This window comes from Streptomyces sp. NPDC022552 (assembly GCF_055561875.1).
In genome coordinates this window covers 209529-221881 of record NZ_JBVHGJ010000014.1, presented here as the reverse complement: position 1 = coordinate 221881, position 12353 = coordinate 209529, and the positions used below count along the sequence as shown (strand labels likewise).

Genomic DNA, 12353 nt, shown 5'->3' with positions numbered 1-12353 from the left:
TTTCCCTTTCCGGCGGTTCCGACTCTATCAGATCCTTTCGGGCCTGATTCCCAGTCAGCGGGAGTTGTCTTCGCGGCTGTTGGGCCGTTCCGACGAGTGAGACTTTAGCGGATTCCTCGCCCCCGACGCTAATCGGGGGTTCGCGCTCAAACCTTCGAACACGGATTCCTCATTTCGCAAAAACGCACGGAAAGCGTGACGGCACGACAAAGCACCATCAGCTGGTAGTGGATCTTGCGGAATGGCTGTCCGGGGCCGACCGGGGTCGGTGCTCACGTCGGACAACTCGGAGAACACTACGTATCGGGGAATCCCGTGTCAACCCCCGTCCTCGGGCGTAGCCTCTCCGTATGACCACGCATGCGCACACGACTCAGTGGTGGGCCGCCTGACAGGGCGGCCCCTACTGACGCATGCACTCAGCGGCCGCCGACTCGGCGGCCGTTCGCGTATCCCCCTCCGGGAGTGCGGCCGACGGGTCGGCGCACAGGAGAGAGGGAGAACGACACGATGAAGCGGATCTTCAGCGGGATCAAGCCGACCGGACATCTGACCCTGGGCAACTACCTCGGTGCCGTACGGCGGTGGGTGGAGGAGGGCCAGCACCGGTCGGACTCGCTCTTCAGCGTCGTGGATCTGCACGCGCTGACCGTCGAGCACGACCCGGCTCGCGTGCTGCGGCTGAGCCGGCAGGCGGCCACGCTGTTGCTGGCGGCCGGCCTCGACCCGAAGCTGTGCACCCTCTTCGTCCAGAGCCATGTGGACGAGCACGCCCGGCTCTCGTACCTGCTGGAGTGCACGGCCACGGACGGCGAGCTGCGGCGGATGATCCAGTACAAGGAGAAGGGCGCGCGGGCGGTGGCGGCCGGGCAGGGTGTGCGGCTGTCGCTGCTCACGTATCCGGTGCTGATGGCGGCGGACATCCTGGCCTACGGGACGGACGAAGTGCCGGTCGGTGAGGACCAGACGCAGCATGTGGAGCTGACCCGGGATCTGGCGGTGCGGTTCAACCAGCGGTACGGGCATGTGTTCACGGTGCCGAGGGCGACGCATCCCGCGGTGGCGGCTCGGGTCATGGATCTCCAGGACCCGGGTTCGAAGATGGGGAAGTCGCACGAGAACGCGGCGGGGATCGTCTATCTGCTGGACGACGAGGTGACCGTGCGCCGGAAGATCATGCGCGCGGTGACGGACAGCGGGCGGGATGTCGTGTACGACCGGGAGGGCCGGCCGGGGGTCGCGAATCTGCTCGATCTGCTGGCCTCAGCGACGGGTGGGAACCCGGAAGCCCTGGCCGGTGTATATGAGTCGTACGGATCCTTGAAGCGGGACACGGCGGACGCGGTGGTCGAGCTGCTGCGGCCGGTGCGGGAGCGGCACGCGGAGCTGGCGGCCGATCCGGGATACGTGGATCAGGTGCTACGGGACGGGGCCGAGCGGGCCCGGGGGATGGCGCGGCCGTTGGTGGACCGGGCCTATCGGGCGGTCGGGTTGATGCCTGCCGTGTGACGGAAGGCGTTGCGGTAGTCGCGCGGGTTGGTGGCGAGGTGCGAGGCGAAGTGCTGGCGCATCGTGACCTCGCTGCCGAAGCCCGCGCGGCGGGCGACTTCGGGGAGGGGGTGGTCGGTGAGTTCGAGGAGTTTCTGGGCGGCGGTGACGCGCTGGGTGATGAGCCAGTGCAGGGGGGTGGTGCCGGTGGTGGCGTGGAAGTGGCGGGCGAAGGTGCGCGGGGACATACCGGCGCGGGCGGCCAGGCTTGCGACGGTGTGCGGTTCGTCGAGGTGGGCGAGGGCGTAGGAGCGGACGGCGGCCAGGGCGTCGGCGTCGCGGTCTGCTCGGGGTGTGGGGTGCTCGATGAACTGGGCCTGGGTGCCGGTGCGGAAGGGGGCGGTGACCATCGAGCGGGCGATCGAGGCTGCGGCCTCGGCGCCGTGGGCGGTGCGGATGAGATGGAGGCAGAGGTCGATGCCGGCGGCGGTGCCGGCGGAGGTCCAGATGCCGGAGTCCTCGATGTAGAGGGCGTCGGGTTCGACGGTGACCTGGGGGTGCCGGGCGGCGAGGGTCGGGGCGAGGTGCCAGTGGGTGACCGCGCGTCGGCCGTCCAGCAGCCCGGCCTGGGCCAGGACGAAGGCGCCCGCGCAGAGGGAGGCGACGGGGGTTCCGGCGGCGTGGGCCTGGCGGAGGGCTTCGAGCACGGGGGCCGGGGTCTCGGCGTCGGGGTCCTCGATGCCGGGGACCAGGACGAGGTCGGCCTGGTCGAGCCAGGAGAGGGGGCGGTCGGGGGTGAGGGTGAGGCCACCGCGGAGGGAGACGGGGGTGGCCGGCTCGGCGGCGACGCGGCGGAGTTCGAAGGGAGGGACACCACGGATGTGGCGTTCGCTGCCCCAGACCTCGGTGATGACCGAGACGTCGAAGGCGCGGATGCCGGGGAAGGCCATCAGGGCGATGCGTCGGGACTCCGCGTGGATCGTCGGCATCGGCATGGGTGGCAGTAAACCATCGATCGCTGACTTTCTCCCCTCTGGGTGGCATGGCCCGGGGGCGGCAACATCGGAGGCATGGAGATCACGGAGAACGCAGCGCTGGTTGTCGTCGACGTACAGAAGGGGTTCGAGGAGGAGCACTGGGGGAAGCGGAACAATCCCGCCGCCGAGGGGAACATCGCGGCGCTCATCGACCTGTGGCAGGAGACGGGACGGCCGGTCGTGTTCGTACGGCACGACTCGCCGGCCGAGTCGCGGTCGCCCCTGCGGGTCGGGCACAGGGGGAACGAGTTCAAGGACTTCGTCGAGGAGCGCAGGGGGAAGGGGAGCGGGCGGGAGCTGCTGGTGACGAAAGGGGTGAACTCGGCGTTCTACGGGGAGCCGTCGCTGGATGTGTGGCTGAAGGGCGAGGGCATCGCGCAGATCGTGATCGTCGGCATCCAGACGAACATGTGCAACGAGACGACGGCGCGGATGGGCGGCAACCTCGGGTACGACGTGGTGTTTCCGCTGGACGCGATGCACACGTTCGACCTGGAGGGGCCGTTCGGGTGGGCGGCGACGGCGGAGGAGCTGACCCGGGCGACGGCGGTGTCACTGCAGGGCGGGGGGTTCGCCCGGGTCGTGTCGACGGAGGACGTGCTGAAGGGCGCGGCGGCCGCCTAAGGCCGGCGGGCGGTCAGCCGTTGCCGGAGGCGAGCTCGCGGCTGCGGTCGCGGGCGGCTTCCAGTGCGGCGATGAGGGCGGCCCGTACGCCGTGGTTCTCCAGCTCGCGGATGGCGCTGATGGTGGTGCCGGCCGGGGAGGTGACGGCCTCGCGGAGCTTGACGGGGTGTTCGCCGCTGTCGCGGAGCATCACGGCGGCGCCGATGGCGGCCTGGACGATCAGGTCGTGGGCCTGGGCGCGGGGGAGGCCGAGGAGGATGCCGGCGTCGGTCATGGCCTCGACGAGGAAGTAGAAGTAGGCCGGGCCGGAGCCGGAGAGGGCGGTGGCGGCGTCCTGCTGGGACTCGGGGACGCGGAGGGTCTTGCCGACGCCGCCGAAGATCTCCTCGGCGTGGACGAGGTGCTCGGGGGTGGCGTGGCTGCCGCCGGAGATCACGGACATGCCTTCGTCGACGAGGACGGGGGTGTTGGGCATGACGCGGACGACGGGTGTGCCGGTGGCGAGCCGCTCCTCGATGAAGGAGGTGGGGATACCGGCGGCGGCGCTGATGACGAGGCGGTCGACGGCGACGTGGGGGGCCAGCTCGTCGAGGAGGCGGCCCATGTCCTGGGGCTTCACGGCGAGGATGAGGGTGTCGGCGCGCTTGGCGGCCTCGGCGTTGGTGACCGCCTCGACTCCGTAGCGGGCGCGCAGTTCTTCGGCGCGCTCGGTGCGGCGGGCGGTGACCAGGAGGTTGGCGGGGCGCCAGCCGGCCCGGATCATGCCGCTGAGGAGCGCTTCACCGATCTTGCCGGTGCCGAGGACTGCGACGGTCTGGGTCATGGCTCTGTTCACCTCGCCGGAAGGGCATGTGCCTTGTCCATCCGTGTGAACGGTTCGTTCACACGCATGGACATCCTCGCACCGTGGGGGTTCGTGCGGTGGGGGCGTCCGAGGGGCGGTACGCCCCCGGGGGCACGTCAGGCGGTGCGGCGGCGGAGGGTGGCCGCGCCGAGGGCGAGGACGAGTACGGCGCAGCCGGCGACGACGAGGGCGTCGCGGATGAAGTCGCCGGTGATGTCGGGGTGGCGGAGGACCTCGTTCATGCCGTCGACGGCGTACGACATGGGCAGCACGTCGGAGATCCCTTCGAGGACGGGCTGCATCCGGTCGCGCGCGATGAAGAGGCCGCAGAGGAGCAGCTGGGGGAAGATCACCGCCGGCATGAACTGGACGGCCTGGAACTCGGAGGCGGCGAAGGCCGAGACGAAGAGGCCGAGGGCGGTGCCGAGGAGGGCGTCGAGGAGCGCGACGAGGAGGAGGAGCCAGGGCGAGCCGACGACGTCGAGTCCGAGGACGCCGAGGGCGAGTCCGGTGGCGAGGACGGACTGGACGATGGCGAGGAGTCCGAAGGCGAGGGCGTAGCCGGCGATGAGGTCGCCCTTGCCCAGCGGCATGGCGAGCAGGCGTTCCAGGGTGCCGGAGGTGCGTTCGCGCAGGGTGGCGATCGAGGTCACCAGGAACATGGTGATCAGCGGGAAGATGCCGAGCAGCGAGGCTCCGATGTTGTCGAAGGTCTGCGGGCTGCCGTCGAAGACGTACCGGAGCAGAAGCAGCATCAGGCACGGGACGAGGAGCATCAGGGCGATCGAGCGCGGGTCGTGGCGCAGTTGGCGCAGGACTCGGGCGGCGGTGGCGAGGGTGCGGGCGCTGCTCATCGCTGGGGCTCCTGGGCGGGTACGGCCGCGCGTGCGTCGGCGGCGTCGACGAGGTGGAGGAAGGCCTCTTCGACCGTGGCGGTGTCGTTGCGGCGGCGCAGGGCTTCGGGGGTGTCCTCGGCGAGGATCTCGCCCTCGCGCATGAGGAGCAGCCGGTGGCAGCGCTCGGCCTCGTCCATGACGTGGGAGGAGACGAGCAGGGCGGCGTCCCGCTCGGCGGCGATGCGGTGGAAGAGGTTCCAGAGGTCGCGGCGGAGGACGGGGTCGAGTCCGACGGTGGGTTCGTCGAGGACGAGGACTTCCGGGGTGCCGAGGAGGGCGACGGCGAGGGAGACGCGGCTGCGCTGGCCGCCGGAGAGGCGGCCGGCCAGGGAGTCGGCGTGCGAGGCGAGGTCGACGTCGTCGATGGCGCGGGCGACGGCGGCGCGTCGGTCTTCGCGGTGGGCGCGGCCCGGGAGGAGGACGGCGGCGAAGTAGTCGAGGTTCTGGCGGACGGTGAGGTCGTCGTAGACGGACGGCGCCTGGGTGACGTAGCCGATGCGGGAGCGCAGGGAGGCGTCGCCCGCCGGGCGGCCGAGGACGTCGAGGGTGCCGGTGACGTGGGCCTGGGTGCCGACGATCGCGCGCATCAGGGTGGATTTCCCGCAGCCGGAGGGGCCGAGGAGGCCGGTGATCCGGCCTGTGGGTACGACGAAGTCGAGGTCGCGCAGGACGGTGCGGTCGCCCCGTACGACGGTGAGGCCGCGCGCCACGATCGCCGGGGCGGAGCCCCCTTCCGAGTAATTCATCATGCGTTGAATAATGCTCTCGGGGGGTCGGAGCGTCAAGCGTTGTGCCCGACCCCCGTGGCGTCTTCGGCAGCGCTCCGGGAGGGGTCAGCCGATCCCGGGGATGAAGCGGACCAGGGACGGACGGCGGGCCGCCAGACGGAGGAAGCGGACCGTCGAGCGGACGATCTGCTCCTTCGTGGCGGCGGCGGCCCGGCCGGTGAGGAGACGTTCGCGCGGGGAGTCGTCAGGGCGGACGAACTGGACCAGGCCGTCATGGCGGCCGAGGCTGACGCACTGGATGAGGTAGCCGAAGCTCAGGGGCGCGGGCTCCTCGCCCCTGAGCTCGCCGATGATCGACTTCGCCGCGTGGGCGCCCGTCGGCAGCGCGGTGGCGCAGGCCATCCGGAGCGCTCCGGCGGTGGGGGTGACGGCGGCGCCCGCGTCTCCGGGGACGTAGATGTCCGGGTGGGAGACCGAGCGCAGGGAGGCGTCGACGGCGATTCGGCCCGAGGGGGCGAGGCTGAGGCCGGCGGAGGCGGCGAGTTCGGCGTTGGGCGCCAGCGCGGCCGCCCAGACGACGACGGCGGCGTCGACGTCGTCGGGGTGGGCGACCCGGTGGCCTTCCTCGATCCGCACGCCCCGTGCGCGCAGGACCGAGCGGACATGGGCGGCGCCGCGGGGCGCGAGGCCCTGGCCGAGGCGGAGGGCGGTCAGCAGGCGGACGGGCGTGCCGGCGGGGCCGTAGGTCTCGGCGAGTTCGGCGGCCATCTCGATGCCGGTGAGCCCGCCGCCGACGACGGCGACGGAGCCGGGGCGGTCCTGGAGGTGCTTGTGGAGTTCGGGCGCTGTCTCGGCGGTGTGGACGGCACGAGTGCCGGCACCGTCGCGGGCACGGGCCCCGGCACCGTCGGCGACCTCCGTGGCGCCGCCGCCCGGGAGGCTGGTGCGGCTGCCGAGGGCGTAGACGAGCCGGTCGTACGGCAGGCTGCGGCCGTCGTCGGTCGAGACCAGGCGGCCCTTCGGATCGAGGGCGGTGGCCCGGGCCGCGATGTGCTCGATCCCCGTACGGTGCAGGAAGCGGGCGAGGGGGTGGGTGACGTCGGGGCGGCCGGCGGCGCACTCGTGGAGCCGTACGCGTTCGGTGAACCGGTCGGCCGGGTCGACGAGCGTGACGTGGGCGTGCGGGGCGAGGCGCAGTGCGGCCATGAGCCCGGCGTAGCCGGCGCCCAGGACCAGGACGCGGGTGGTGGCTGGGGTGTGCGGGCCGTGGTGCTTCGGTGTCGTCTCCATACGAGGGGGACGGCGCGGCCCCCTCGGAATGTGACATGGGCGCCGGCGTCGCCGCCCGCGCGTGTTACCTGCGCTTGGGCTTCTTGCGCGCCGCCGGGTTGCCCGTCCGGGCGCCGCGCCGCTTCTCGTACTGGCTGCGGGCCGTCTCGTACTCGGTGCGGCGCAGCTTCTCGCCCGGCGCCTCGGAGAGGCTGCGGAAGAAGTAGGCGAGGAGCGAGCCGATGAAGCCGATCATCTTCAGGCTGCGCAGCGCGTCCTCGCGGGCCGGGTCGGCCGGGCGGCGGACGAAGCCCTCCCAGGTCTTGCGGAAGGCGATGGCGCTGCAGATCGCGAACATGAGCACCACGAGCAGGTTCACGAAACCGCCGACCTCGGCGATCTCCAGACCCTGGTAGGCGAACCGCAGCACGAAGCAGCCCGCCGCGGCGGCGACGAGGGCCCCGACGGCGACACCGGCGCGGCGCAGCCCGTAGTGCCCGTCGTGCTCCACCCAGGTCGTCCCGAAGAAGCGGATCTCCTCGGGCTGGGGTCCGGCGGGGGTGGAGCCGGGCTCGGCGCTGCGGGGCTCGGCGGTCTGGTCGTCGTCGCTCACGGTGTCGATTATCCCCGGGCGAGGAGGGAAGGGTCAGCCGCAGCGCGGCGCGACGTACCCGTCACTCCCCGTCTTCACGTACGCGTCGGAGATGAACTCCCCGGCCGCGATGTTGTCCCAGATCTTCGTCGTGCCGTACGGGCCGGTGACCGTCTGGCCGGGCGTCTGGCAGCGGATCGCCACCCAGGAGCCCGCGGGCAGGATCCGTACCACCGCGTACCGCGTACCCGGGCCGGAGCGGACATTGACGCGCACCCCCGGCGCGACCGGGTACCGCGTCCCGCTCATCGCGGCCACCGCGTCCAGCTCGGCTGTCGCCGCTTCCGTCGTCGTCTCGTCCACGCCCATGGCGTCGTCCTCCCCCGTGGAGCAAAGCGCTCCGATGCGATTCACTCTCTGCGACGCGCAGGCTAGCAAGCCCCACCGACATCCCGGGCGCCATCGACTAGGCTCCGTGCGTCGCGCACGCGCGCGAACTCGACGGGGACCACACGGGGGTGGGCGATGCCGCCGTTGCGAAGAACCGGTGCCGACCGGGACGCGGAAGAGCCCGAGTACGCGGGCGAGTACCGTCTCCAGGCCTGCCTCGGCTCCGGCGGCATGGGCGTGGTCCATCTGGCCAGCTCCGCCTCCGGGCTGCGGCTCGCTGTCAAGGTGGTGCACGGACAGTACGCGGAGGACCCGGAGTTCAGGGCCCGGTTCCGCCAGGAGGTGGCCGCCGCGCGCCGGGTGAGCGGAGCCTTCACCGCACCCGTCGTGGACGCGGACCCCGATGCCGAACGCCCCTGGATGGCCACGCTCTACGTCCCCGGGCCCACCCTCGCCGACCAGGTGAAGCGGAACGGGCCCCTCTCCCCCGCCGAACTGCGCCGGCTGACGGCCGGGCTCGCCGAGGCCCTGCGCGACATCCACCGCGCCGGTGTCGTCCACCGCGACCTCAAGCCGAGCAACGTCCTGCTCACCGACACCGGGCCGAAGGTCATCGACTTCGGCATCTCCCGGCCGGTCGACAGCGATCTGCGCACGGAGACCGGGAAGTTGATCGGGTCGCCGCCGTTCATGGCGCCGGAGCAGTTCCAGCGGCCCCGCGAGGTCGGCCCGGCGGCGGACGTCTTCGCGCTCGGTTCCGTACTGGTGCACGCGGCCACCGGGCACGGTCCGTTCGACTCCGACAGTCCGTACATCGTCGCCTACCAGGTCGTCCACGACGAGCCGGATCTGACGGGCATTCCGGAGGCGCTGGCTCCGCTCGTGGCGCGCTGTCTGGCCAAGGAGCCCGCGGAGCGCCCGACTCCGGCCGAGATCATGGCGGCGCTGTTGCCGCCCTCGTACGAGGCGGCGGCCTTCATACCCGCGCAGCGGCGACCGCCCACACTGCCCGACCACCTCCGGGACGCGGCCGGAACATCCGGCACCTCCGGGACGGGCGGGGCGTGGGACGCGGACACGCCCGTACGTGTCCCGGCGCCGCGCGCCCGTCGACGACGGCGGTCGTCGGTCGTGGCCGCCGCCGTGCTCGCCGTCCTCGCCGCGGGCGGGGCGTTCGTGGCGCTGCGCGCCGGTGGCGAGGACCCGGCGCCCCGGCCGGCTCCGGCAGAGGCGGCAGCCGTCTTCGACGGCTGGCAGACGGTCCTGCGGAAGGACGGCGAGCCGTCCGCGCCGACCTGTGCCCATGGCGCAGGTGCCCTGTACTGCACGGGCGGGGGCACCGCCGCCGCCCGGCTCGACCCGCGGACCGGGCAGATCGTGTGGTCGCACCCGGCCGCCGCCGGCGGGAACCCGTCCGCACCGCCCGTCGCGTTCCCGCCGTCCGTGCTGCCGGGAGGACTTGTCGCCGTCCCCTCGCCGAACGGCCCGCTGCGCACGTACGCGGCCACCGACGGCGCACCCGGCTGGCACACCGGCGCGGCCCTCGCCGAACGGAGCGAGAGCGCGGGGGCCGCCGTCGTCCTGTCCACCGGGACCGGCGGGATCCGGGCCGTCGACAGCTCCACCGGACAGCAGCTCTGGCGGCACGGCCTCCCTGGCTTCACGGCACCCCAGTTGGGCCCCTACGAGGCCCGCACCGGCCTCGTGACCGTCTCCGAGGCCTCGGCCGACGGAAGCCGCACCCGTGTGGCCGCGCTGCGCCCCGCGACCGGCGAGGTGGTGTGGCAGCGGCGTCTGGAGGGTCACCTCGCACCGATCGGGCAGGCCGAGGACGGTTCGCTGATCCTGGCCTCGCACCACCGCGGCATGGAGGTCGACGCCCTGGTGCGCTACGACCCCGCCGACCGCTTCGTCCACCGCACCCCGTTGCAGGTACGGCTCTACGACCCGCGGTTCGCCGTGCGCGGCGACACCGTGTACCTCCTCGACCAGGCCGGCCACCTGACGGCCGTCGACACCTCCGCCGGACCGCCCGGTCGCGTTCTGTGGGAGCTGGACACCGCCGCGGGGTACGTCTCGGCACCTGTGCTCGGGCCCGGCGAGCGGCTCTATCTCTCCGTGGCCGACGGGCGGTTGCTCGCCGTCGACACCGGGCGCGGGGCGCTGCTCGGGCAGACCCCGCCACGGCTGCGGGACGGGCGGCTCGGATACACGACGACCGTGCCCGCGCCCGTCGTCGCCGGGGAGAAGGTCTTCGGGACCGCGCCGGACGGGTCCGTGTTCGCCGTGGACGGGCGGGACCCGGCGGACTGGTGACGGACGGCCGCTGCCCGGGCGGTACGTCCCCGCGTCCGGTCGGCCACGGGTTCCGACCCCGGGCCGGGAGGACGAACCCGGGCCGGGAGGACGAACCGGGGCAGTGATCGTGGCGCACGCGCGCGGACGCGGGGAGCGGCGTCTCCGCCCGCTCCCCGCGTCCGTTCTCCACGTGTTCCCGCTGTGCCGACCGGTCGGGCCGGCTTCGTACGGCCGGGTCAGGCCAGCTTCGTCACGTCCCGGACCGCGCCCTTGTCCGCGCTCGTCGCCATCGCCGCGTACGCCCGCAGCGCCGCCGAGACCTTCCGCTGCCGGTTCTTCGGGGCGTAGACCCCGCCCAGCGCCTCATGACGGGCCGCCAGCGTGGCGTCGTCGACGAGCAGCTCGATCGAGCGGCTCGGGATGTCGATACGGATCCGGTCGCCGTCCTCGACCAGCGCGATCGTCCCGCCCGACGCCGCCTCCGGCGACGCGTGACCGATCGACAGGCCCGACGTACCGCCCGAGAAGCGGCCGTCCGTCACCAGCGCGCAGGTCTTGCCCAGGCCCCGGCCCTTAAGGAAGGAGGTCGGGTAGAGCATCTCCTGCATGCCCGGGCCGCCGCGCGGACCCTCGTAGCGGATGACGACCACGTCGCCGTCGGTGATCTGCTTGTTGAGGATCTTCTCGACGGCCTCGTCCTGCGACTCGCAGACGACGGCCGGGCCCTCGAAGGTCCAGATCGACTCGTCCACGCCGGCCGTCTTCACGACGCAGCCGTCGACGGCCAGGTTGCCGCGCAGGACCGCCAGTCCGCCGTCCTTCGAGTACGCGTGGGCCGCGTCGCGGATGCAGCCGCCGGCCGCGTCCGTGTCCAGGGAGTCCCAGCGCTCGGACTGCGAGAAGGCGGTCGCCGAGCGGACGCAGCCGGGCGCCGCGTGCCACAGCTCGACGGCCTCCGCGGACGGGGAGCCGCCGCGCACGTCCCAGGTCCCCAGCCACTCCTTGATGGAGCGGGAGTGGACCGTGTGCACGTCCTCGTTGAGGAGACCCGCGCGGTACAGCTCGCCCAGGATGGCCGGGATGCCACCGGCGCGGTGCACGTCCTCCATGTAGTACGTGCCGCCGGGCGCCACGTTCGGCGCGACCTTGGCCAGGCACGGCACACGGCGCGAGACCTCGTCCATGTCGGACAGGCCGTAGTCCAGCTCGGCCTCCTGGGCGGCGGCCAGCAGGTGCAGGATCGTGTTGGTCGAGCCGCCCATGGCGATGTCCAGGGCCATGGCGTTCTCGAAGGCCGCGCGGGTGGCGACGGAACGCGGCAGGACCGAGTCGTCGTCCTCGTCGTAGTAGCGACGGGTGATGTCGACGACCGTGCGCGCCGCGTTCTCGTACAGCGCCTTGCGGGCCGTGTGGGTGGCGAGGACCGAGCCGTTGCCGGGGAGGGAGAGGCCGATGGCCTCGGTCAGGCAGTTCATCGAGTTGGCGGTGAACATGCCGGAACAGGAACCGCAGGTCGGACAGGCGTTCTCCTCGATTCGGAGGATGTCCTCGTCCGAGATCTTGTCGTTGACCGCGTCGGAGATCGCGTCGACCAGGTCGAGCGTACGGACCGTGCCGTCGACCAGCGTGGCCTTGCCGGACTCCATCGGACCGCCGGAGACGAAGACCGTCGGGATGTTGAGCCGCAGGGCGGCGTTCAGCATGCCGGGGGTGATCTTGTCGCAGTTGGAGATGCAGATCAGGGCGTCGGCGCAGTGGGCCTCGACCATGTACTCCACGCTGTCCGCGATCAGGTCGCGGGAGGGCAGGGAGTACAGCATGCCGCCGTGGCCCATCGCGATGCCGTCGTCGACGGCGATCGTGTTGAACTCGCGCGGGATGGCACCGGCGGCGGTGATGGCCTCGGAGACGATCCGGCCGACCGGCTGGAGGTGGGTGTGGCCCGGGACGAACTCCGTGAAGGAGTTCGCCACCGCGATGATCGGCTTCCGGCCGATGTCCGCGCCGGGTACACCGGAGGCGCGCATAAGGGCGCGTGCGCCCGCCATGTTGCGGCCGTGGGTGACAGTGCGGGACCTCAGCTCGGGCATCGTCGCTCGCTCCTCAGTGATGGATGTGCTTGCTGTCGAGCGTACGCCGAGCGACCAAGATCTGGACGGGCTGTCCGCATGCCGGACGCGCTGTTCA

11 protein-coding genes are annotated in these 12353 nt (G+C 72.3%); 3 read left to right on the top strand and 8 right to left on the bottom strand.

Features of this window, described 5'->3' with window-relative positions:
• The first annotated feature begins 510 nt into the window (after positions 1-510).
• Positions 511-1509, top strand: coding sequence for a tryptophan--tRNA ligase (gene trpS / locus ACZ3OF_RS29825; protein WP_361676779.1), 999 nt, complete (start codon positions 511-513; stop codon positions 1507-1509).
• Here trpS and ACZ3OF_RS29820 read toward each other — a convergent pair.
• A complete protein-coding gene (locus ACZ3OF_RS29820) occupies positions 1476-2483 on the bottom strand; it encodes a GlxA family transcriptional regulator (protein WP_467307834.1) in 1008 nt (335 codons plus the stop codon). The two genes, trpS and ACZ3OF_RS29820, sit on opposite strands and share 34 nt — an antisense overlap.
• 75 nt (positions 2484-2558) lie before the next feature.
• Here ACZ3OF_RS29820 and ACZ3OF_RS29815 point away from each other — a divergent pair, with 75 nt between their 5' ends.
• Positions 2559-3149, top strand: coding sequence for a cysteine hydrolase family protein (locus ACZ3OF_RS29815; protein ID WP_361676785.1), 591 nt, complete (start codon positions 2559-2561; stop codon positions 3147-3149).
• A 13-nt stretch (positions 3150-3162) separates the two neighbouring features.
• Here the strand turns inward: ACZ3OF_RS29815 and proC are convergent, their stop codons facing one another.
• The 6 genes from proC to ACZ3OF_RS29785 all read right to left on the bottom strand — a co-directional run bounded on the left by proC (position 3163) and on the right by ACZ3OF_RS29785 (position 7847).
• Positions 3163-3972, bottom strand: coding sequence for a pyrroline-5-carboxylate reductase (gene proC, locus ACZ3OF_RS29810; protein ID WP_361676788.1), 810 nt, complete (start codon positions 3970-3972; stop codon positions 3163-3165).
• Positions 3973-4109: 137 nt separating this feature from the next.
• Positions 4110-4847 (bottom strand): ABC transporter permease, encoded by a 738-nt coding sequence (locus ACZ3OF_RS29805; RefSeq protein WP_361676791.1) that lies wholly within the window; start codon positions 4845-4847, stop codon positions 4110-4112.
• Positions 4844-5638, bottom strand: a complete 795-nt coding sequence (locus tag ACZ3OF_RS29800) for an ABC transporter ATP-binding protein (RefSeq protein ID WP_361676794.1) — start codon at positions 5636-5638, stop codon at positions 4844-4846. The genes ACZ3OF_RS29805 and ACZ3OF_RS29800 overlap by 4 nt, the downstream gene beginning before the upstream one ends.
• A gap of 84 nt (positions 5639-5722) precedes the next feature.
• Positions 5723-6907: an NAD(P)/FAD-dependent oxidoreductase gene (locus ACZ3OF_RS29795; RefSeq protein ID WP_467307830.1), complete on the bottom strand. Its 1185-nt coding sequence runs from the start codon at positions 6905-6907 to the stop codon at positions 5723-5725.
• Positions 6908-6971: 64 nt separating this feature from the next.
• Complete coding sequence (locus ACZ3OF_RS29790) at positions 6972-7499, bottom strand: hypothetical protein (protein WP_361676800.1); 528 nt, start codon at positions 7497-7499, stop codon at positions 6972-6974.
• 33 nt (positions 7500-7532) lie between these two features.
• Positions 7533-7847: a hypothetical protein gene (locus tag ACZ3OF_RS29785; protein WP_467307827.1), complete on the bottom strand. Its 315-nt coding sequence runs from the start codon at positions 7845-7847 to the stop codon at positions 7533-7535.
• Positions 7848-8003: 156 nt separating this feature from the next.
• On the opposite strand from ACZ3OF_RS29785, the gene ACZ3OF_RS29780 reads away from it, so the two are divergent.
• Positions 8004-10184, top strand: a complete 2181-nt coding sequence (locus ACZ3OF_RS29780; protein WP_467307826.1) for a protein kinase domain-containing protein — start codon at positions 8004-8006, stop codon at positions 10182-10184.
• Between the two features lie 218 nt (positions 10185-10402).
• On the opposite strand, the gene ilvD is transcribed toward ACZ3OF_RS29780, so the two are convergent.
• Positions 10403-12256 (bottom strand): dihydroxy-acid dehydratase, encoded by a 1854-nt coding sequence (gene ilvD, locus ACZ3OF_RS29775; protein WP_361676808.1) that lies wholly within the window; start codon positions 12254-12256, stop codon positions 10403-10405.
• Between the last annotated feature and the right edge of the window lie 97 nt (positions 12257-12353).